25 protein-coding genes are annotated in these 22,495 nt (G+C 27.5%); 13 read left to right on the forward strand and 12 right to left on the reverse strand.

Annotation, left to right across the window (positions count from 1 at the left end):
* Positions 1–18 precede the first annotated feature (18 nt).
* From MPF13_RS10510 to MPF13_RS10540, 7 genes are all read left to right on the forward strand, one after another.
* A complete protein-coding gene (locus MPF13_RS10510) occupies positions 19–849 on the forward strand; it encodes an ion transporter (RefSeq protein WP_249982476.1) in 831 nt (276 codons plus the stop codon).
* Positions 850–1,773: a tRNA (adenosine(37)-N6)-dimethylallyltransferase MiaA gene (gene miaA / locus MPF13_RS10515; RefSeq protein WP_249982477.1), complete on the forward strand. Its 924-nt coding sequence runs from the start codon at positions 850–852 to the stop codon at positions 1,771–1,773.
* A 55-nt stretch (positions 1,774–1,828) separates the two neighbouring features.
* On the forward strand, positions 1,829–2,347 hold the full coding sequence (locus MPF13_RS10520) for an OmpH/Skp family outer membrane protein (protein WP_249982478.1): 519 nt from the start codon (positions 1,829–1,831) through the stop codon (positions 2,345–2,347).
* A gap of 139 nt (positions 2,348–2,486) precedes the next feature.
* Positions 2,487–3,428, forward strand: coding sequence for an alpha/beta fold hydrolase (locus MPF13_RS10525; RefSeq protein ID WP_249982479.1), 942 nt, complete (start codon positions 2,487–2,489; stop codon positions 3,426–3,428).
* Positions 3,429–3,827: 399 nt separating this feature from the next.
* A complete protein-coding gene (locus MPF13_RS10530; protein WP_249982480.1) occupies positions 3,828–5,339 on the forward strand; it encodes a UvrD-helicase domain-containing protein in 1,512 nt (503 codons plus the stop codon).
* Between the two features lie 9 nt (positions 5,340–5,348).
* The gene (locus tag MPF13_RS10535; protein ID WP_249982481.1) at positions 5,349–6,032 is read left to right on the forward strand and encodes a DarT ssDNA thymidine ADP-ribosyltransferase family protein; all 684 of its coding nucleotides are present in this window, start codon (positions 5,349–5,351) and stop codon (positions 6,030–6,032) included.
* Positions 6,029–7,564, forward strand: coding sequence for an ADP-ribosylglycohydrolase family protein (locus tag MPF13_RS10540; protein WP_249982482.1), 1,536 nt, complete (start codon positions 6,029–6,031; stop codon positions 7,562–7,564). Before MPF13_RS10535 ends, MPF13_RS10540 begins: the two co-directional genes overlap by 4 nt.
* 536 nt (positions 7,565–8,100) lie before the next feature.
* On the opposite strand, the gene MPF13_RS10545 is transcribed toward MPF13_RS10540, so the two are convergent.
* Entirely contained in the window at positions 8,101–10,167 is a 2,067-nt protein-coding gene (locus tag MPF13_RS10545) for a hypothetical protein (protein ID WP_249982483.1), read from the reverse strand.
* A gap of 74 nt (positions 10,168–10,241) precedes the next feature.
* Positions 10,242–10,649, reverse strand: coding sequence for a DUF134 domain-containing protein (locus MPF13_RS10550; protein WP_249982484.1), 408 nt, complete (start codon positions 10,647–10,649; stop codon positions 10,242–10,244).
* A gap of 232 nt (positions 10,650–10,881) precedes the next feature.
* On the opposite strand from MPF13_RS10550, the gene MPF13_RS10555 reads away from it, so the two are divergent.
* Both MPF13_RS10555 and MPF13_RS10560 read left to right on the forward strand, forming a co-directional pair.
* Positions 10,882–12,117 carry a DEAD/DEAH box helicase gene (locus MPF13_RS10555; protein ID WP_249982485.1) on the forward strand — a complete coding sequence of 412 codons (1,236 nt, stop codon included), beginning with the start codon at positions 10,882–10,884 and terminating at the stop codon, positions 12,115–12,117.
* A 9-nt stretch (positions 12,118–12,126) separates the two neighbouring features.
* Positions 12,127–12,519, forward strand: a complete 393-nt coding sequence (locus MPF13_RS10560) for a hypothetical protein (protein ID WP_249982486.1) — start codon at positions 12,127–12,129, stop codon at positions 12,517–12,519.
* A gap of 10 nt (positions 12,520–12,529) precedes the next feature.
* Here MPF13_RS10560 and MPF13_RS10565 read toward each other — a convergent pair whose 3' ends face one another.
* The 5 genes from MPF13_RS10565 to MPF13_RS10585 form a co-directional block, all read right to left on the reverse strand.
* A complete protein-coding gene (locus tag MPF13_RS10565) occupies positions 12,530–14,050 on the reverse strand; it encodes an ATP-binding response regulator (RefSeq protein WP_249982487.1) in 1,521 nt (506 codons plus the stop codon).
* A gap of 6 nt (positions 14,051–14,056) precedes the next feature.
* Positions 14,057–14,542 carry a Rab family GTPase gene (locus MPF13_RS10570; protein ID WP_249982488.1) on the reverse strand — a complete coding sequence of 162 codons (486 nt, stop codon included), beginning with the start codon at positions 14,540–14,542 and terminating at the stop codon, positions 14,057–14,059.
* Between the two features lie 19 nt (positions 14,543–14,561).
* Positions 14,562–15,371 carry a cell envelope biogenesis protein OmpA gene (locus MPF13_RS10575; protein ID WP_249982489.1) on the reverse strand — a complete coding sequence of 270 codons (810 nt, stop codon included), beginning with the start codon at positions 15,369–15,371 and terminating at the stop codon, positions 14,562–14,564.
* On the reverse strand, positions 15,372–15,725 hold the full coding sequence (locus MPF13_RS10580) for a hypothetical protein (RefSeq protein ID WP_249982490.1): 354 nt from the start codon (positions 15,723–15,725) through the stop codon (positions 15,372–15,374). It lies immediately after the preceding gene.
* Between the two features lie 100 nt (positions 15,726–15,825).
* On the reverse strand, positions 15,826–16,608 hold the full coding sequence (locus MPF13_RS10585) for an MBL fold metallo-hydrolase (RefSeq protein ID WP_249982491.1): 783 nt from the start codon (positions 16,606–16,608) through the stop codon (positions 15,826–15,828).
* A 77-nt stretch (positions 16,609–16,685) separates the two neighbouring features.
* On the opposite strand from MPF13_RS10585, the gene MPF13_RS10590 reads away from it, so the two are divergent.
* Genes MPF13_RS10590 through MPF13_RS10605 form a run of 4 tightly spaced genes read left to right on the forward strand, consistent with a single transcriptional unit; the run spans position 16,686 to position 19,776 of the window.
* Positions 16,686–18,140 (forward strand): TonB-dependent receptor, encoded by a 1,455-nt coding sequence (locus tag MPF13_RS10590; RefSeq protein ID WP_249982492.1) that lies wholly within the window; start codon positions 16,686–16,688, stop codon positions 18,138–18,140.
* Positions 18,141–18,185: 45 nt separating this feature from the next.
* Positions 18,186–18,734: an RNA polymerase sigma factor gene (locus MPF13_RS10595; RefSeq protein WP_249982493.1), complete on the forward strand. Its 549-nt coding sequence runs from the start codon at positions 18,186–18,188 to the stop codon at positions 18,732–18,734.
* Between the two features lie 33 nt (positions 18,735–18,767).
* Positions 18,768–19,307, forward strand: a complete 540-nt coding sequence (locus MPF13_RS10600) for a hypothetical protein (protein WP_249982494.1) — start codon at positions 18,768–18,770, stop codon at positions 19,305–19,307.
* A 10-nt stretch (positions 19,308–19,317) separates the two neighbouring features.
* Positions 19,318–19,776, forward strand: coding sequence for a sensor of ECF-type sigma factor (locus MPF13_RS10605; RefSeq protein WP_249982495.1), 459 nt, complete (start codon positions 19,318–19,320; stop codon positions 19,774–19,776).
* Positions 19,777–19,810: 34 nt separating this feature from the next.
* On the opposite strand, the gene MPF13_RS10610 is transcribed toward MPF13_RS10605, so the two are convergent.
* The 5 genes from MPF13_RS10610 to kdsB form a co-directional block, all read right to left on the reverse strand.
* Positions 19,811–20,008, reverse strand: a complete 198-nt coding sequence (locus MPF13_RS10610; RefSeq protein ID WP_249982496.1) for a hypothetical protein — start codon at positions 20,006–20,008, stop codon at positions 19,811–19,813.
* Positions 20,009–20,140: 132 nt separating this feature from the next.
* Complete coding sequence (locus MPF13_RS10615; protein ID WP_249982497.1) at positions 20,141–20,401, reverse strand: hypothetical protein; 261 nt, start codon at positions 20,399–20,401, stop codon at positions 20,141–20,143.
* A gap of 29 nt (positions 20,402–20,430) precedes the next feature.
* Positions 20,431–21,057 (reverse strand): chloramphenicol acetyltransferase, encoded by a 627-nt coding sequence (locus MPF13_RS10620; RefSeq protein WP_249982498.1) that lies wholly within the window; start codon positions 21,055–21,057, stop codon positions 20,431–20,433.
* Complete coding sequence (locus MPF13_RS10625; protein ID WP_249982499.1) at positions 21,054–21,755, reverse strand: HAD family hydrolase; 702 nt, start codon at positions 21,753–21,755, stop codon at positions 21,054–21,056. Before MPF13_RS10625 ends, MPF13_RS10620 begins: the two co-directional genes overlap by 4 nt.
* A 2-nt stretch (positions 21,756–21,757) precedes the next feature.
* Positions 21,758–22,489: a 3-deoxy-manno-octulosonate cytidylyltransferase gene (gene kdsB / locus MPF13_RS10630; protein WP_249982500.1), complete on the reverse strand. Its 732-nt coding sequence runs from the start codon at positions 22,487–22,489 to the stop codon at positions 21,758–21,760.
* Between the last annotated feature and the right edge of the window lie 6 nt (positions 22,490–22,495).

Below are 22,495 nucleotides of genomic sequence, written 5' to 3' on the forward strand. Positions count from 1 at the left end.
AATTATCAACTTAGTATTTTGGAAACAAATAATCAAAAAAACAATTCTTGGAAACATAGACTTCATGAAATTATTTATGAAGCAGATACCAAAGCAGGTAAGTTATTTGATGTAGTTTTATTAATTGCAATACTTGCTAGTATTTTATTGGTAATGCTAGAAAGCGTAGAGAGTTTTGACAAAAAATATCACGATTTTCTTAACATTTCTGAGTGGGTTATTACAATTCTATTTTCTATTGAATATTTTATCAGAATCATTTCTATAAAAAAACCATTAAAATATATTTTTAGCTTTTATGGTGTTATAGATTTCCTGTCTACAATACCTAAATACTTGTCGTTATTTTTTATTGGTTCTCATCATCTTGCAGCATTAAGAGCTTTACGTTTACTAAGAGTTTTTAGAATCTTAAAATTGGCAAGATATATAGGTGAGTCTAATAATTTAATGAAAGCTTTAAAAGCTAGTAAAGCAAAAATTGCAGTTTTCTTATTTTTTGTTCTTATTTTATGTATAATTTTAGGTACTGTAATGTACATGATAGAAGGAGAAGAAAACGGATTTACAAGCATACCAAGAAGTGTATATTGGGCAATTGTAACCCTAACAACTGTTGGTTATGGAGACATTGCTCCTAACACACCTTTAGGGCAACTTATTGCAAGTATTATTATGATTTTAGGTTATGGTATTATTGCAATTCCTACAGGAATTGTAACTTCTGAAATGACAAAAACAAATTTAAATTCTGTAGATACCAACACACAATCTTGTAAAAGTTGTTCTGCAGAAAACCACAAAGACGCTTCTCAATTTTGTTATAATTGTGGAAACAAATTAAAATAAATGATCTCTAAAAACTTTTTAATTACCATTGTTGGTCCTACTGCCATAGGTAAAACTGCCTTAAGTATTAAACTAGCAAATCATTTTAAAAGTGATATAATTTCTTGCGATTCAAGGCAATTTTATAAAGAAATGAAAATAGGAACTGCTGTTCCTGAAGATGATGAACTGGCAGCTGCAAAACATCACTTTATACAAAACAGAAGTATTTTAGAAGATTACAATGTTGGTTCTTTTGAAAAAGATGCACTCAATAAATTAGAAGAACTTTTTAAAGAAAACCCAGTTCAAATAATGGTTGGTGGAAGTGGTTTGTATGTAGATGCTGTTTTAAAAGGATTAGATTATTTTCCGAAAGTAAATGCAAAAATAAGAGAAGATTTAAATAGTAAATTAGAAAAAGAAGGCTTAGAATCGCTTCAAAATAAACTTAAAGAATTAGATTTAGAAACCTACAATACAATTGCAATAGACAACCCTCAAAGAGTAATTAGAGCCTTAGAAATTTGTATAGGTTCTGGTACACCCTACTCAACTTTTAAAAACAAACCAAAAGCACCAAGAAATTTCCATTCTATAAAAATTGGTTTAGATGCAGAGAGAGAAATTATTTACAACAGAATTAATATGCGAGTAGATATTATGATTGCAAATGGTTTATTAGAAGAAGCTAAGTTATTGCATAAACATAAAAATTTAAACGCATTACAAACTGTAGGTTACAGAGAATTGTTTTCTTATTTTGATGGAGATTTTACCAAAGAATTTGCAATTTCAGAAATTAAAAAAAACACCAGAAGATTTGCAAAAAGACAAGGAACTTGGTTTAAAAAAGACCAAAATACCTTATGGTTTAATTACCAAACAGAAATAGAGACTATTATTGCCAACATTTCTGATAAAATTAACAAAACTAAACAGTAACAAACTTTTGTAATTCATTCACTTTTATATCTTTGTCACACATAAAACAAAAAACATGAAATCTAAAATTATATTTATTTGTATTGCTTTTTTTAGCATCGTTTCTATTGCACAATCTAAAGTTGGTACCATTGATAGCGAATATATTGTTGGTTTAATGCCAGAAACAAAAATTGTTCTTAAAAGATCTCAAGATTATGGAGCAAAATTAGATTCTTCTTTTTCTATTAAATTAAAATTATATCAAACTAAAGTTGAAGCTTATAAGAAAAACGAAAAGACTTTAGGCGCTTTAGCTAAAAAAACTGAAATAGCAGAACTTACACAAATGGAGGCTGATATTAAACAATATCAACAAAATGGAAATAAGTTAATGCAATTAAAAAAGAACGAATTAATGCGTCCTTTATATAAAAAATTAAGCGATGCTATTACTGCTGTTTCTAAAGCAGGAAACTACACACAAGTTTTAACTTTAACAGGTAACCAATTTGCGTATATAGATAACAAATATGATATTACAGATTTAGTTATTAAACACTTAGGCATTAAAATACCTGAAGCTAAAAAGTAATTTAAATTACTTTTAACAGATACCAAACCTCACAATTTTTGTGAGGTTTTTTTGTTTTAAAAAACACCTATTTAATCATAGATTAATAGCAACAAAAAAAGTAACTTCGTTATTAAAATTAGAACTTAATCTGCTAACAATGAAAACTAAAGAACTTATTACCTATGTATTATTATGTATAATATTTACTTCTTGTTTTCAAAATAAAAAAGAAGCTAAAGTTAATTTTTCAGACAAAAAGCATTTTAAATATATTGCTGTAGATGATCATTACAAAATGGCATATCTAGATTTAGGAAACCCAGAAAAAGAAACAGTGCTTTTATTACATGGAGAACCTAACAGTTCTTTTGTTTATAGAAACATTGCTCCTCTTTTAGTAGCACAAAATTACAGAGTAATTATTCCTGATTTGGTTGGATTTGGTTTTTCTGACAAACCAAAAAATAAAGAAATTGTAACTTATACCAACCACACAAAGTGGATGAATAACTTTATTAAAAACCTAAACCTATCTAAAATAAATTTATTTGCACATGATTGGGGTGGCATGATTTCTTTAAGAATTGTAGCCGAAAAACCAACACTTTTTAACAAAGTTGCAGTTTCTTATAGCTATTTATTTGAAGGAAATGAAAACATACCAACAAGCTTTTTAGGTTTTGTTAATTATGCTAAAAATGATCCTTCTTTTTTACCTGGTAACATTATGGATTGGGGAAGCAACACAAAACTCAAAGATTCTATTAAAACCATTTACAACAAACCATTTAAAGATAGTACAGACTTTATATCTGTAAGAAAATTTCCTTCTCTAATTCCTTTAAAAGAAGAAAACAAAGAAGCAATGATTAATAAATTACTTAATAAAAAGCTTAATAATTTTTCGAAACCATTTATAACTATTTGGGGAAATCATAAAGATTTAATGTGGATTAGAAAAGATAGTATTTTACAAAAAAACATACTTGGTGCAAAGAATAAAAAGCATTATACTATAGATGCAAATCATTTTATTCAAGAAGACAAGCCAAAAGAACTTGCAAAAATTTTAATTGACTTTTTTAATAGTAATGATTAAATATAAGTGTTATATAGTTTAAAAAACTTAATAAAATAGGATCTATTAATCCAAAATGGAAATTCTATTTATTGACTTTTTAAAATAAAAACACGAACTTCGCTAACGCCTGATATAAGTCATTGAAACGAACGTATATCAGCGTAAGTTGTAAGTAATGCGAAAATCGTGCTAAAATTGAACATTTGAACTAAAAAAAGCCAACGCGCAAACAGCACATTTATTTTTTTGCCAACGCGAAAAGCCAACGCTGAAAAAAATAAAAGAGCTGTTTCTTGCCAACGCTCGAATCAGATTGTGGGAATCCGTAAAGAAGTAAACTGAAAATGTAATAAATTGCTGAATTGTATGAAAAAAGAAGAGTAACTGCTTTTTTCTAAAGCTCTAAATAGAAATGAAATGCTGAAAAAAATTACTCTGAAAGGAGAACAGAAAAAAGTACTATTCTTACCACCAACAAATCCAATTCAGATTAAAGGAGTTGCTGGAAGTGGAAAAACCACAGTCGCACTTTATAGAGCAAAACATTTACTTGAAACACAAGCTAATCTTTTTAAGGAAACTAAAATTGTAATATTTACATACAATAAAACACTTGCTGCGTATATCAAAGCTATTAAACCATATATAAATGGTGGGTATCAAAAAGATAGTGATGAACTCAAACCTAAAACAGCAGATGGACTAAATGTCCAAATTATAAATTTTCACAGTTGGGCTTATCATTTTGCAGGAATACAGTACAACCAGACTGTTATGCAATGGACTCAAATTGAATATATAGAAGACATAATCAGCGGACTATCTTCAAGTACATCTAACATTTTAGATAAAAGTGCAGAATTTTTTCAAGAAGAAATTTCTTGGATGAAAGGTAAATTGTTCAATAACAAATCAGAATATCTTGAAGCTGCGAGAACTGGTAGAGGAACTTCTGACCGTGTTACAAAAGTAGATAAAGAAGTTATTTGGGTAGTTTACGAAAAATATAATCAGGAATTGAAAAACAGAGGTCAAGTAGATTTTGATGACTATGCAATTCTTGCATTAAAAAAGATACAAAATGATAGTAGTTTTATTCCGCCATACACTCATATAATAATTGATGAAGCACAAGATTTAAATAAAGCACAAATTTTAACTATTTCAAGTTTAGTAGATACAGAAACAAACAGTTTATCAATAATTGCTGATGCAGCACAACGTATTTTCAAAAGTGGTTTCGTTTGGAGTGAAGTTGGTATTAACGTAAGAGGTGGTAGAACAATTGAATTTAAGAAGAATTACAGAAATACTGTTCATATTGCTAAAGCTGCACTTTCTCTGCTTTCAAACGAGAAAGACCAATCTGAATTTACAACAGTAGAAACTGCATTAACAGGTGGAGAAAAACCGAAAATTGCTTATTATTCAGATTTTGACGAGCAATTAAATCATCTTGATGACCAACTAACAATACTAAAAAACAGTAGTAATCTTAAAAGTACGGTTGTTTTACATAGGTCAACAAGTGGAGTAAAACAAATAAAAGCTTTTTTAGATGCAAATGGTTTTTCTACAGAATTAGTAAAATCTAATCTTGCAGTAAATTATGGAAGTGATAGCATTAAAATATGCACAATGTCATCAGTAAAAGGACTTGAATTTAACAATGTAATTATCCTTGACCTCAATGATGACATTATACCTTATCCACCAGGTTTTATTGAAGCAGATGATGAATTTCATATTTCAACAGAGCGAAGGTTACTTTATACTTGTATGACAAGAGCAAGAAACAAACTTTATCTATTTTCAAGTGACAAGCTAAATCCGTCAAGGTATTTGAAAGAAATAAACGCAAGTTTATTAGAAGATATAAGTCCAAAAAGTTCTTCTAAAAGAACTTATGATAATGACTTACCTTTTTAAAAAACAACTATGAGTTTAAAACCAAACCATATAGAATTTCAGAATGAAATAAAACAAAGAGAAATCGAGTGTTTAATTCATTTTACGCCAACCATAAATTTATTCAGTATTTTAGAAAATAATGAATTAATGAGTAGAGCTAAATTGGAAAATTTAGACATTGAGCAATTTGACATTTTAGATTATGTTCAATTTACAGATGACGTAAGATATGATGATAAAAATTATATTAACCTTTCCCTTTCAGGTCCAAATACCTTTTTATTTTCAAAATTTAGACAAAAAACTAAAGAGGATTTTACTATAAATTGGTGTGTAATTAAAATAAACCCTAAACATATTTACGATAGTGAAACTCTATTCGCAATCACAAATGCAGCTTCAAATGCAGCTAAAAGACAATACGGAATTTCGGGAGATTTAGATAAATTCAAAATGCTTTTCACAGAACAATTAAACATAAATTCTTACAATGGTATTCGCACTATTTCCAGAAATTCAGCTCACTCAAAATATCCAACTGATGTTCAAGCAGAAATATTAGTGAAAGATAAAATTTCATCAGATAGTATTTTAGCTGTTTGTTTTGAATCAGAAGAAAAAATGGCAGAAGCTAAAGCTGCAATGTCTTCTTTTGACACAAGTAAATTTATAGTTAATAAAGAAATATTTTTACCAAATCGTTCAATATGAAAGCAGAAACAAAATATAAAGGTAGCTTAAAGCTCGCAGCTATTGGAGACGCTTTAGGCTGGATGACTGAATTTGAAAAAAGTCAAACCACTTTGAAGAAAAAATTTGGAACTGATTACATTAATTCGTTTCACGATTGGGAAAAAAATGTTGGTGGTAGATTTTACGGTTATGTAGATAAACTTAATTCAGGTTCGTATTCTGATGATACGCAACTCTTACTTTCAGTCGCTCGTTCAATCAACAAAGATGGTTTTGTCGACCAACAATATTTTGCAAAAAAAGAATTGCCAGATTGGTTACTTTATTCAAGAGGAGCAGGAAGAACTATAAAAAATGCAGCTCGAAAGATAGAAAGAAAAACAGCTAAATGGAATAATAACTTTTTCACATTTAAAGCAGGTAAAACTACAATCGATTATAGAGAAAGTGGTGCAAATGGTGCAGCAATGAGAATACTGCCAATTGCATTGGCAAATTTCGGAGAGCAAGAAAAAATCAAAGAAGAAATCTTTGGAAATAGCATAATAACTCACGGACATCCAAGAGCGATTTTAGGAGCAATGCTTTATGGATATTCTGTTGACACTATTTTGAGATTTAATCCCGAAAATTTTAACTATAAAAACTTTCTCACCGAATTAGGAAAAGATATTCACCAAAAATTCTCAATCGATTTTTTAGATAGTCCAAAATTAAAAAGCTGGGAAACTGAATGGAATAAAAACTCTAAAGAACCTTTTAGAATTTTATTTAAATCTATTGTTGATGAAACACAAGAGTATTTAAGAACAACTTATAAATTGATTACGAATAATTCATCTGATTTTGATGCTTTATCTAAACTTGGCTGTTATAAAAACGAGACAAAAGGTTCAGGAACTTCTACTGTAATTGCAGGTATTTATTTAGCTTGTAAGTATTCTAAAGAACCCTTAAAAGGAATTGAGCAAGCTGTTAATTCAATTGGAACTGACACAGATAGTATTGCTGCATTTGCAGGTGGTTTAATTGGTGCTTTACACGGACAATCTATTATTCCTTCAAAATGGAAAAACGTTCAAGACCTTGATTATATTGATGCAATTTCAATTCGCTTACTTGAAATTTCCAAAAGCAGAGCAAATTTCAATAAGACAATAAACACAAAAAACACTAAATCTATTTCAGAGATTGAAAATGACAGTTTTGAAATTAACGAAAGAGTCTTTCTTGAAACTTTAGGAGATGGAAGAATTGAAGCTATTGACAGACAAAAGACTTTAACAAAAGGAAAATACAATCTGATTTTAGACGTTCAATTTGACAATGGACAGTTTTGTCGATTTGCGAAATTATTGAGTATCGAAAAAGAAAATAAATCTGAATTATTTACCGAGAGTTTGGAAAAGGAAGTTAACCTATGGAATGGACTTAATTTGGATTACAAATCAAAAGAACGAATTGAAAAGTTTATGGCATCTCTAAACGAAATGAATAAAAAGGAATTTAAGGAAATAATCAAGTTAATAGAAAAAAGAGTCCAACGCTAAAAGCCATACACATTTGCAATTCGCACCAGCCAACACACAATCCAAAAATTGCAAAAGAGTATGTCTTGCCAACGCTCACATTTGAACTAAATAAGAAACATCGGTAAAACAAGCTGAATGAAAAAAGCACTACTTACAACAACGTGTATAAAACATAGCTATTACAGGCTTTCTGAGAAGTTTTCGCTTATTTACAAAGTACGCCAAATTTTTTATTTGGTTATATTTATAAAAGGAACTTAAACATAAAAATAAAAAATTCGGCTCGTGTTAAATCCGAAAAGTTAGCGTTTATTTATACGCTACGTTTCATACACAAGACCGTTAGCGAAATAATCAAAAAAAAAAATCTTACAAAAAGCTAGCAAACAAGTTTAGCCCTGATAGGAACAATTGTTTGAGCTCTTTTTTATTTGTTTTTCAGAATAAAAAAAGCGAGTGTGGATAGCAGGAAATAGCTACAAAAAAAATAAAACAGCAACAAAAAAGCATCCAATATTTATGGATGCTTTTTGTTTGTAATTTATAATTTAAGATTAATCTAACAAATCTGAGTTATTTAGTATTAAATCTATTTTCTTAATAATTACTGTTATTTGGTTTAATTGCAATTCTATGTTTCTAAAATAGATACTAATGTCTCTATTTACCCAACTTTCTGATATTACTCTTGCTCCTAAACTTATTCTTAAAATAGCGCTTTGCAAATGGTTGTATTTTACATTTACTGCTTGCCCTATATGACATTTTTGTGCTGCCAATCTAATGGTTTCTATAGAGTGGTTTTTAAATTGTTGAGACAAGTCTGAATTTAACAATACATATAGTTTTTTAACTTTATCTACAGGCAACGCTTCTTTGTTTTTAAGAATGAAAAAAGGAAATATTGTACGAATATTTCTCATACTAAATTCTTCGTCTTTAAAAGTATTTGCTCTTGTATCATTGCCATAAATAGGTTCTAAAAAAGCTGCATCTTTTATAGAATCTTCTACAAAATTACAGAACATTTCTATACCCATATTTCTGTATAAAACTGGTGTTTTAAAATACCTATCCATTTCTACCAAAGCTGCTTTCCAACGCATATAAGAACCATAGTTAAAACCTTCTGAAAGTTCTTTAGCACAAGACCAATTTGTAGGCCAATCAGAATGGTTAAAATAGGCTGTTAATCCTTCTGGCAATTTATTTTTAGTTGCATGTACAAGTTTGCTTACACTTTCTGGAAAAATTAAGGCTCCAGAATAAGGAGGCCCTGTAAAGTATTTACTACCTGTAATGCTCATAATATAACCTTTAGAAAGGTATTTTCTTACATCTGAAGGGTCTAATCTTAATTGAGCTGCATCTATTATAACTTGCATAGATAGGTTGTTTAATGCATCTAATTTTTGCATCATTTCTTCACTTGGAGATTGATATCCTAATTTTGAATGATCCATTACATGCAAAACAACTTGTCTGCCTAATTTATTAGTTTCAGTTATGGCTGTATAAACTTCTGAATCTAATTGAGCTGTAGATTTTAATTTTCCTGTTTCATCTCTAAAAGGAATTTTAATTAATTCTACATCTTTAAAACCTTTAATTCTATCTCCTTTTTTTATTGGAAAATTAAGTGCTGTTGTATTTTCGAAATGACAACCTTTTAATGCTGCTGGTACACCACTACCTGTTTCATCTGATGCTACTAAAACATGGGTAATTTCTTTTTTAGTTATAATTTGAGTTATTGCTGCAATTTGTAAAGAAGAATCTGTACCTGAAGGAGAAAATATTATTTCGTTTTTTTCTTTTAAATCAAATGCAGTTCTTAGGTTGTCTTTTAATGATTCTGCAAAATCTATAGTTGTATCTGTAAAACCATATTTTAAGCTATTTTTTATTAAAATGCTTCTTACTTTATCTGCTTTATCAAAAGAATAATTAGATACACTTGTTGCTGTAGATGATGCAAATGTAAAGGCTTCTGGTCTTGGAAAAGGTCTGCAACCATATTTGTTAAGCAAAAATATTTCGTCAATATTTAACCTTAAATCTCCACCATCCATTAATAAGTATTCTGTTGGTTTTGCTAAATTTTCTAAAATAGGTTTCCAAGAATCTTTAAAAGTTTTGATTTGGTTTTTTAAACCATGAAAGCTTTCTAATTCTTTATACTTATCTAATTGTGCAGTGTTTACATCTTCTTCTTTTCTAATTTTATCTATTAAATAAAAATGTACTTCTTCTAGCTTTTCTTTATCTTCTTTTGGTAATAATTTGTAAAAAATACGAGTTACTTTTAACGCAGCTAAATCGCACAAAACTGTATCTTCTTTATTATTTAAAGCTTTATACCATAACTGCCATTCTATACCATATCTTAAATATACCAATGCCAAAACAGGATTTTTTAAATACAATGAACCAATTACGATTGATTTATTGGGTACTATTTTAAATATCTCTGGTTTATCATTAGAAGTAATAATATTAATGTTGTTAATTTTTGGAACCGTATTAAATCTTTTTAAAACATGTACTAAATAATTTACATTCTCTTTTTCGAACAATCTTGTTCTTTTATATTGATTTTCTAAGGATATATTATTTGTCATAATTATTAATTATAAAACGCTCTTAAGAGCGAAAAACCGTAATTAGTTTTTTTCTTAGTGTATTTACTACACTTTTATTCATTTAAATTTATTAACTCATTTTTTATAAACGCAGGACAATCTCCACAAATTGCTGGGTCTTTAACCCCATCAATTAATTTATAACATGTTTTACATTTGTACCAATCTTTTTCAAATTCATAGTTTCCTCCTTTTATTAATATAGATTTTCCTTCTACAAAACCCTGCCCTATTTTAGACAATGCACTATTATAAATTCTTGTTAGTGTTGGTCTAGAAACTTCCATTTGTTCTGCTGCTATGTTATGAGGTAGGTTATTGTACACAACCAACTTAACAGCCTCATATTCTTCATATTGCATTACAATATGTTCTTCGTCTTTAAACTTTATTCCAAAAGGTTTAAAACCCAGCATTTTTGGAGGATGATTAACCTTTCTTTTCTTTTTTGGTCTTGGCATTTTTTAATAAAAAAATTACTATAGAATTTTGAAAAATAATTCGGCGCAAAGATAATGAACTCACGTTCATAACTAAAACTTATATACTTTTTTAGTAATATTTTAAGAGATTGGTTTTAATTTTTAGAAATATTGAATACATGATTTATTATTATATTAAATATTAAGAAACAACTTAAAATCACAATAAAATTATAGATTCATTTAAACTACCTTTGTAAAAAAATAATACATGCAGTTTTCTGAATTACCATTACATAAATCTATTTTAAAAGCAGTTGCTGAAGAACGTTTTCATAGACCAACTTTAGTTCAAGAAAAAACAATACCCTTAGTTTTAGCTAAAAAAAATGTAATTGTTTCTGCACAAACTGGTACAGGAAAAACGGCTGCTTTTGCATTGCCAATTATTCAGCTATTAAATGAAAAACAAACCGCCAAAGATGATAGCAAAAAAATTAAATCTTTAGTGGTTACTCCTACTCGTGAATTGGCAATTCAAATTTTAAAAAACTTTGAAAGCTATAGCAAATACTTAAACTTATCTACGTATGCTGTTTTTGGAGGTGTTGCTTTAGATCCTCAAAAAAAAGCATTAGCAGATGGTGTAGATATTTTAATTGCTACTCCTGGTAGATTAATTGATTTACAACTACAAGGTAATTTAGACATAAGTGCTGTTGAAATTTTTGTATTAGATGAAGCAGATTTAATGTTAGATATGGGTTTTATTAACGATGTTAAAAAAATTGAAGCTTTATGTCCGAAGAAAAAACAAACCTTACTTTTTTCTGCAACCATACCAGAAAAAATAAACGAATTAGCTAAAACTACTTTAAAAAATCCTGTTAAAGTAGAAATAAATCCAGAAGAAACTACTGCTAAAAACATTGGTCAATTATTATATTATTTACCTAAAAAAAATAAAACAGACTTATGTTTGCATTTATTGAGAAATACCATAAATGGAAAAATAATTATTTTTAGACGTACTAAATTTGGAGTTGATAAATTAGAGCAAACTTTAATAAAAAACGGTTATAAAGTTGCTAGTATTCATGGAGAAAAAACACAGGCTATTAGAAATAAAGCCATAGAAGATTTTAAAAATAAAAAAGCAAATATTTTAATTGCTACAGATGTTGCTTCTAGAGGAATTGATATTATAAATGTTGATGCAATTATAAATTTTGACATACCAAACATACCAGAAACCTATGTTCATAGAATTGGTAGAACTGGTAGAGCTGGAAAATCTGGAATTGCTTTTTCTTTTTGTTCTCCAGATGAAAATGGGTACATAAAAACGATAGAATCTTTAATTGAAAAAACAATTAAAGTAATTGATGAACATCCTTACCCAATTACTAAACCAAAACACAAAAAGAAACAACCTAATACAATTAGCAAACATAAAAAAGGAAGAAAATCTGAAGCTTCTAAAAAGAAAAAGAAACGTTGGTATTAAAATTCTATTATGAAGGATTCGTTAAGTTTTATTTCACAAATTACAAATGGAATTCAATTAATTGTAGAAAATTTAAATAAGGAGAAATCTGATAAAAATTTTACAATTAAAGTTAATGAATCTAATTTGTATTGGTGCATAAACTGGAACAGTTGTAAAAAATGGAAAACTGATGCACTTTTAAAAGAATACTTTCAGGTTCAAATATGGAGTGAAAATGATAAATATTCTGTTTTAGGAGAACATAGAATAGAAGATTTATTTGAGCATCTTAGTGATGAATATTTTCATTACGAAAAAATTACACTTTTAAACTTAAACTCAATAATTGATGAAATTCTTTTAAAAATTAAGAATGGAATTTATGAAGCAATTGACAAAGAGTTTGATTCTGATTTTTAAAATAAAACGATTATAAAACACTTTTAATTTTCTGAATAAAATCTTGAATTTTAAAAGGTTTAGATATAACTGCAGAAAAACCCAACTCTAAATAACGTTCTATATCTTCATTAGAAGTATTTGCTGTTAGCACTAAAAAAGGCGTTTCTGAATTCAGTTTTAAAAATGTTTTTCTTTTTTTCATTAACTCCTCTCCTGTCATATTTGGCATATTAATATCTAACAAAACAGCATCAAAAGAAGATTCTTGTAATTTTATATGAGCATCTAAACCATCACCAACAACTGTACTAAAAACACTTTCTTTATTTAAAATGTGTGTAACTATTGTTTGATTCATTAAATCATCATCTACAACTAAAATGTTTTTATTTTTTAGGCTAATTCCCTCATTATTAACATCTAATTTACTTTCTGTATTTTCTAAAATAACTTTAGGAAAAGGTATTTCTACTTTAAAAGTAGAACCTATTTTTAATTCACTTTTTACAGCTATTTTACCAAACATTGCTTTTACCAAACGATTAACAATTGCCAAACCTAAACCTGCACCACCATGAATTCTATTATCATTTAACTCGTTTTGTTGGTATTCTTCAAATATTTTTAAGCATTGTTCTTCAGACATTCCTCTTCCTGTATCTATAACCTCAAAAACAATGTTTATATCATTTTCAGTTTCAGAAATTGATTTAGCATTTAAAGTTATACTTCCTTTGTTTGTAAATTTTATAGCGTTACTTATTAAGTTTGCTAAAATTTGATTCAGTCTTACAGAATCTCCAACTACAAATTCAGGTATAGTTTCATCTACAGAAAAAACAAGATTTACAGCATCATTTGTTTTTAAATATTGAAAATCATTTATACAATTTTGAACGATTTCTTTTATTGAAATATTTTCGGAAACTAAATCTAATTTACCTGCTTCAATTCTAGATAAATCTAATATATCATCTACAATAACTTTTAAATTTTTACCAGAAGCAGATAGGTTTTTAATGTATTGAGTTACATTTTTATTTAATTTTTCTGCTGAAATCATTTCTGCATATCCTAAAATAGAGTTTAAAGGATTTCTAATTTCGTGACTCATCATTGCTAAAAAACGAGTCTTTTCTTCATTTGCTTTGTCTGCAATCTTTCTTAATCTATCTAGCTCTTTATTTTTTTCTGCAATTTCTCTTTTAATAAAGAAAATATCGTTTCTATTTTGATTTAATTGATCTACATATTTGTAAACATTTGTTCTATTATGAATTAGAACATTTATAGAATTATTGTTTTTAAAAAGCTCTAAATCAACATTGTACTCTTTATTATCAGAAGCTATTACCATTCCTTCTAAAAGAAAAGATTCGTTTAGTGGTAAGGCTTCTAAAGTACCTTCTAAAAAAGGGCAAGAATTATAAATAGATTCTTGAATTATGAATTCATTTTGGGAAAATTTACCTGCAACAATGTTTGTAATTACTCCTGTATTATCAGTAGTTAATTGTAAAAAAACATCTTCTATTTTTGCAGGTATCAAATACTATTATTTTAAAGTTTGTGAGGTTAATTGCATAAATGCGTCTTCTACATTTTCATCTTCTTTAGCACTTGTAATTAAATCTATATCTACAGAAACTTGCTCAATTACTTTTTGTAATTCTTCTTCAGATACTAAATCTTTTTTATTTCCAACAACAGTAATAGCATCTAAACCAGATAAATCTTTTACCATTTTTAAATTTTCTTCAATGTTTAAAAAAGTTTCTTCTCTACTTACATCAAAAACAAACATTGCTCCATGAGAACCCAAAAAATAAGCTTTGGGTATTTTTTCATTGCCACTTGTACCAGCAACATCCCAAATCATTAATTTAATTGTTTCGTTTTTATATTCTACTACTTTTTTACTAACTCTTACGCCTATGGTACTAATGTAATCTTCAGAAAATTCATTTAATACAAACCTTCTTATTAAAGAAGTTTTACCAACGCCAAAGTTACCAACAAGTAGTACTTTTTTTGCAATCATTATTTATTGTTGATTTTTTTTACGCTTTAATTAATTCTTGAAGTATCAATTTATTTAATCGTTCTTCATCAGATAAATAAGAACGGTCTCTTAAAATACTTTCTGCTAAATTACTAATTTTATCAGAAAATTCTTCTTTGAGTTCTTCTGTTAAAACACCAGAAGTAGCAGTAGCAATATAAATAGTTTTAAAATTTCTAATTGATAATTGAAAAGTTTCGAATTTTATGTTTTCCAAATCTTGTCCTTCTTTAGAAAAAGCATCTTCTGCAAAAGATTTAATTGCAGTTAACATGCCAGAAATCATATCTTTATCTGCAATATTACCTCTAGAATAACTACCAGAAAGTAAACCAGATTCTTTTTCTATTACAAAAACCTCTTCAATTACAAATTCGAAAACTTCTTCTAAAACAATACCTGCATCATTTCTTTTCCCTTTTATAAAACGTTTTAAGATTTGTTGTAAAGAGAATTTTTCTTTTATTGTTTTATTAATACTGTCTGATAATTTGGTAATTTCTGCAACAATAAATTTCTTAACCATTTTACCCATAATTGGGTATAAGGCTTCTACAACTTCGTCTTGAGAGTCTCTAATTTGAACTTTAATAGTTTCTGTAATTGTATCTCCAAAATATTCTGGAAACCTTTCACGAAGTTCTAAGATTTTTTCATCAATAATAGGAGAAACACTATTAGACAGTTTTTCTCTAAGAATTATTTCTTGACTTAATGAATCAAACTTTTCTCTATCTTCAGCTAGTAAAAGATCTCTGAGCAACTCAAAACGATTGTCTTTATTGTTATCTGCAGGTTGTTTTTTCATCTATTCTTGCAACATCAATGCAATTTTTTCTAGAGCTTTTCCTAGTTTTCTTCTATCTGCTTTTTCATCATCTAAATCCGCAAGTCTTTTGTCTAAATCATCATTTAAATCTTGAAATTTATGATCCATTAAACTTTCTAGGTCAGATAATTTATTTTCAAGATTAGTTACTGCTTCGTTTAAGTTTTTATCAGTAGATTCTTTAAGAGATTTTATCTTGTTATATACATCAGCAAATTCACTGCTGTATTCTTTCATATTTTCACCAAAGATAAGCTCTCTTACTGCTGCAATTCTATCAACTTCTTTTTGATTGTCAACTGCATTTTTGCTGTTTTCTTGTTTTTCTGCCATTTCTATTTTTCTTGTTTAGTTAGACCTTATTAAAAAAGGGTAATTCTTTTTATAACAAGCACTTCAAACAAATATACATTAAAAAACAGTTTATAAAAATCTAAACTTTAATTTTTAACCCATCATAAGCTAAAAAAACGTTATTTGGTAAGACCTTAGATACTTCTTTATGAAAACCTAATTTATGACTTATGTGTGTAAAATAAGTTTTTTTTGGTTTTAACTCTTCTACTAAATCTAATGCTTCTTGTAAATTAAAGTGTGTAGGGTGCTCATCAATTCGTAAAGCATTTACTATTAAAACATCTAAGTTTGTTAGTTTTTCTTTTTCTTCTTTAGCAATCGTTTTAACATCAGTTAAATAAGCTACATCTTGAAACCTAAAAGCTGTAATTGGTAATTTTCCATGAAAAACTTCTATTGGTATTACTTTAAGATTATTAACAACAAAAGGAGTTCTGTCTATTATATGGGGCAAAACTGTTGGTGCTCCTGGATACTTAAATTCTTCACTAAAAATGTATTCAAATCTTTTTTCTAAACTTCTAAGAGTTCTTTCATTTAGGTAAATTGGCATCTCTCCTATTTGATAACAAAAAGGTCTTAAATCATCTATTCCACCAATATGATCTGCATGTTCATGCGTAAAAAAAACGCCATTTAAAGACTGAATATTTTCTCTCAGCATTTGCTGTCTAAAATCTAAACCACAGTCTACAGTATAAGATACATTATCCCAAGAAATTAAAATTGAAGACCTTAAACGTTTATCTTTTAAATCATTAGATAAACAAACAGGGTCGTTATTTGCAATCATTGGTATTCCTTGAGAAGTACCAGTTCCTAAAAAGGTAATATTAAGTTCTTTCTTGGTAAAGTTCATTGCAACAAAAATAGCATAAAAATTGACTGATAGCAGTCTATTTTAGTACATTTGTTTTAAACCTTAAAATCTTATTTATGGCAATATCTTTAAAAGGAGATCAAAAGATTAGTAGTGTACCTACTACTAAAAGCAAAGCACTTAGAATTAACTTAAACTCAGATATTTACGGAACTTTTTCTGAAATTGGAGCTGGACAAGAAACTGCTCGTAATTTTTTTAGATCTGGTGGAGCATCTGGTACAATTGCAAAAGCAATGAGTGCTTATGATAAAGATTTTTCTGATGCCATTTACGGAATTGAAGATGACAGACGTTATGTAACACAACCTCGTTTACATAAAATGTTAGTGCATGAAATGGATTTAATGGAAGATCGTTTAAGTAGACAAAAGCATCCTAATAAATTATTTTTTAGCTATGCTAATACTGTAACTACTATAGATTTTGCTAAAAAATTTAAAGGTCATGGTTGGGTAGGTATTCGTTTTCAATTAGACCCTTTAGAAGGTTATAATGAAATAATTTTACATTTACGTTTTAAAGAAACTGATGCTCGTTTGCAACAAGAAACTTTAGGTGTTTTAGGTGTAAACCTTATATATGGAGCTTTTTATTTAAATGACAACCCAAAAGATTTAGTAAAATCTTTTTACGATAATCTTGGAAGTGACCAATTAGAAATTGATATGATTAATTTCTCTGGTCCACGTTTTATGTATGTAGATAATAGGTTAATGAGTTTACAGTTACTAAAAAATGGTATGACCAATGCTGTAATGTTTGGTTCTGATGGAAACAACCTTTTACCAGCACAAGTTCTTTACAAAAAAAACATTTTAGCTTTACGTGGTAGTTTTAGACCTGTTACCAAAGTTAACATGGATATGTATGAGAAATCTAAAGAAATGTTTTTTGCAGAAAAGAAAGTTAACCCAGATAAAACCCAAATTATTTTTGAAATTACACTGAGTAACTTAACTTCTGAAGGAAAAATTAATGAAAGAGATTTCTTAGACAGAGCAGAATTACTTTGTTCTTTAGGACAGAATGTAATGATTACAAGTTTCCAAGAATACTATAAATTGGTTGAGTATTTTAGCGAGTTTACCAAAGAAAGAATGGCACTTGCAATGGGAGCTCAAAACCTAATTCAAATTTTTGACGAAAAATACTACAGAAACTTAAGTGGTGGTATTTTAGAAGCTTTTGGAAAATTATTTTACAAAGATTTAAAAGTGTACATGTATCCTTTCCATGATCAAAAAACTAACGAGTACATTACAAGTGAAAACCTTAGAGTTCATCCAAGAATGAAAGAACTTTACAAATTCTTTAATAGTAATGGAAGACTTATTGATATCGATATTACTGATAAAGAAATATTAGATATTTTTTCTAGAACTGTTTTAAAAATGATAACAAAAGGAGAAGAAGGTTGGGAAGAAATGTTACCAGAAGGTATTGCAGAAACCATTAAACAAAAAAGACTTTTTGGTTATGCAAGATCTAGAGTTAAAAATATTGGTTAAACCTTTTTAAGTTTTTTTAGTCTTAAAGCTACAAACTATATATAGTTGATAGATGAAGCTCTTTTAATAGAACAATTAAAAAATGTTCAAACAAAAGAAAAAGCGTTTAGAGAGTTAATTACTCTTTATAAAGAACGCTTGTATTGGCATATACGTAAAATTGTAATTTCTCATGATGATGCAGATGATGTTTTACAAAACACTTTTATTAAAGTTTTTAAAAATATAGAAAATTTTAATCAAGAAAGTAAGTTGTTTTCATGGATGTATAGAATTGCAACTAATGAGTCTATCACTTTTATAAACAAACGTGCAAAACAAAGAAATGTAGATATTACAGAATATCAACATGAAATTACATCAAACTTAAATAGTGATGATTTTTTTAATGGAGATAAAATTCAATTAATTTTACAAAAAGCAATTGCAACTTTACCTCAAAAACAACAAATTGTTTTTAACATGAAATATTTTGATGATTTAAAATACAATGAAATGTCAGAAATACTAGAAACATCTGTTGGAGCCTTAAAAGCCTCTTATTTTCACGCAGTTAAGAAAATAGAAAACTATATAAAACAAGAAACTAATTAAACCTTTTTAAAAATAAAAGGTCTAAAAAGTATAATGGAAGAACAAATAAAAAATAGCGAAGCATATTTAAACTCAATTTTGGGAAAAGAAAATGGATTTTCTACTCCTGATAATTACTTTAATTTAATTGAAGATAATATTGAAATAAAATTAGCTGAAGAAAATTTGAAAAAAGAAAGTGGTTTTAAAACACCTGATTCTTATTTTTCAAATTTAGAAGATGCTATTTTAACAAAAGTAAATACAATAGAGAAAAAACCTAAAGTAATATCTTTTAAAAGTCGTGTATTAAAATTAATACCTATTGCAGCTGCAGCTTCTATTATTTTATTTATTGGGTTAAATTCTTTTATATTTAACAAGACAGATGAACTTACATTAGATTCTTTATCTGATAATGATATTGAAATCTGGTTAGATTCTAATACAATTAGCACAAATGATATTGCTTTTGTATATAATGACGATCTTTTAAGTGAAATTGATTTTTCTTTTGCAACACTTGAAGATGAAAACATAGAAGATTATATTAATTCTATTGATAATACTTCTATTTTAAACGAATTAAATTAAACTGAAGATTATGAAAAAAATAATCACTTTAATAACGATTACCTTATTCTGTATTTGTACAGTAAATGCACAAGGCAAAAAAAGTAGAGAAAAAATTAAAGCACTTAAAATTGCTTATTTAACAGAACAATTAAATTTAACTTCTACAGAAGCAGAAAAATTTTGGCCTATTTATAATGCTTACTCAGAAAAGCAACATAAATTAAGAAATATAATTAGAACCGAAATAAAAAACACAGTTAAAGAAAATGGAGATATAAATTCTGTTTCTGAAAAAACTGCAGAAAGAATCATTAAATTAAAGTTAGCTACAGATAAAAAAATTTATGAAGCTCAAAATAAATTTATTGATGACATTAAAAAAATAATTTCTTATCAAAAAATAATGCAATTACAGGTAGCAGAATTAAATTTTGGAAGAAAACTAATGAAAAAATATAGACATAAAAAAGGTAATTCTAAAAATTAAAATAAAAAAGGAAGCAAAATTTGCTTCCTTTTTTTTATTCATTAATTAAAACCATACATGAGTATAATTCTGGTTTATTTGCTGTAAATTGTCTTAACCAAATTGTTAACTCATCTATTTCATAAGGTAACAACCTATTTAAAGCTTTCTCTACTTCTTTATAAAACAAATCTGAATTAAAACTCACTTTTTTAAGTACGGTTTTGGTGTACTCAAACATTGCTCTAGCCATTTTTTATAATTAAATTATACTAATAAAACGTATACTAATATATATTTAGTATAAATTTCCTTTCAAATTTAATAAAAAAAAACCATCATTAAAAAATGATGGTCTTAAATTTTGTTTAAAAGAATGTTAAGATTATAAACTATTAATCTTTTCTACTAAACCTTTAGCTTTTTCTTCTAACTCAACGTTAATTGCTTTAAAGTGAGCTTTTTTGTTTTCTACCTTATTGTTATTTACTTTAGAAACTAAATTGTCAAAAATATCAATTGCTTCATCAATAATAGCATCACCTTTTTCTGGTGCATTCTTTAATATAGATACGTCTAATGCATATTCAATAACATCTCCTAAAACATAATTAATATCTTTTTTTAAGTTTTTAATACTTGCCATAACTTATTATAAATTTTAATGTTGCAAATTTAGGTGTTTTTATCTAATTGTATCTGAAATTCTTTAAAAAATAAACCAATATGATATCCATCTACCAAAGCATGATTTACAGAAATACCAACTGGCATCATTAATTTATCATTTTCTTTAAAAGTTTTTCCAAATGCTAACCTTGGTATACTGTCGTTTTTTTGTCCAGAAACAGGTTCTGATTGGCTTGTAAATGAAAACCATGGTAAAGCAGAACAATACATACAAGCTTCTGAATATTTAGGCGAAAACAATTCTGTAGAATTTAAAATTCTTTCTTTTTCTTTTAATAAATTCTGATTAAAAATCTGAAAATCATTAGAATAATCAATAAATGAAAAACCAAAAGTATTGTCTTTTCTTGCAATTGTTGCAGACGCATGAATTATATCATGAATTACAACCTTACCTTCTTTAATTCTATATTTAAAATTTTCTACACTGTTTAATGCTTTTAAACAGGCATGCAAATACAAAGTAAAAAATGATACTTTTTGTGCTTTTGCATACTTATAAGAAGATGTTACATCTACATTTACAGTTACACCAAAAAATGGATCTTTTAACGATAAAAAATGTTGAAAATGTTGTTTTCTATTCCAATTGTCAATATTTAAATACCTCATATTAATAAAATTACATCCTTAATATTAGAAACTGTTTTATAAGCAACATCAGATTTTTCATTTTCATGTACTTCTTCATGTGCCCAAGTAGTATGAAAAGGAACATGAATTGCAGTTGCTCCAATTTCTACCAATGGTAAAACATCCGATTTTAGCGAGTTTCCAATCATTAACAATTCTGATGGTTGAATATCTAAATGTTTAATCAACTTTAAATAATCTTTCTCCTTTTTATCGCTCATCACTTCTATATGATGAAAGTATTTTAGCAGATTTGATTTTTCTAGTTTTCGTTCTTGATCTAATAAATCTCCTTTGGTAGCAACAATTAACTTGTATTTTCCTTGAAGAGATTTTAACACCTCTTCTACTCCATTTAACAATTCTATTGGTTCTTCTAACATTCTTTTTCCAATATCTAAAATTGCTTCAATAGTTTTTTGACTTACTTGATAATTAGAAAGTTCTAAAGCACATTCTACCATAGATAAAACAAAACCTTTTACACCATAACCATAATGTTGTAAATTTTTAATTTCTGTTTTAAATAACTCTTGGTCTATTTTATTTTCTGTTTCGTATTTAGATAAAAGTTTAGCAAATTCGTATTCTGCATTTCTAAAATAAGTTTCATTTACCCACAAAGTATCATCTGCATCAAAAGCTATTACTTTAATGTTTTCACTTATTTTATGCATAACTACGAGTTTAAAAATTGAATTGCTTTTTCTAAGTCTTCTGGTGTATCTATACCTACAGCTTCTACACTGGTTTCTACCATTTTAATTTTTTTACCAATTTCTTGATATCTAATAGCTTCAATTTTTTCTGCAGCTTCTAAAGGTGTCATTGGTGTATTGTAAAAATCTATTAAAGCTTGTTTTCTAAAGGCATAAACACCTTTATGTTTAAAGTATTTTACTTCAACATTTTTATCTCTATGATAAGGAATAACACTTCTAGAAAAGTAAATTGCCAAATTATTTACATCTGTTATTACCTTAACATTGTTAGGATTTTCAATATCTTCTTTGTTAGTAATTTGTACTTTTAAAGAAGCCAAATCTATTTCTTTTTTAGCATCTTTTTTAAAGACATCTATTAATTTAGAAAGCGAAACTTCATCAATAAATGGCTCATCTCCTTGTACATTAATTACAATATCTGCTTCAATATTTTCTACAGCTTCTGCAATTCTATCAGAACCACATTCGTGTTCTTTTTTACTCATTATTGCTTTTCCTCCAGCATTTTCTATCGTCTTATAAATAATATCAGAATCTGTTACAATAAATACTTCATCAAATAAATTTGTATTTTTTGCTGCTTCATAAGTTCTAAGAATTACAGGTTTCCCTCCTAAATCTTTCATTAATTTTCCTGGAAAACGAGATGCACTATATCGTGCAGGAATCATTGCAATAATCTTCATATAAGT

The organism is Polaribacter sp. Z022, assembly GCF_023555495.1.
In the GTDB taxonomy this organism is placed as follows: domain Bacteria; phylum Bacteroidota; class Bacteroidia; order Flavobacteriales; family Flavobacteriaceae; genus Polaribacter.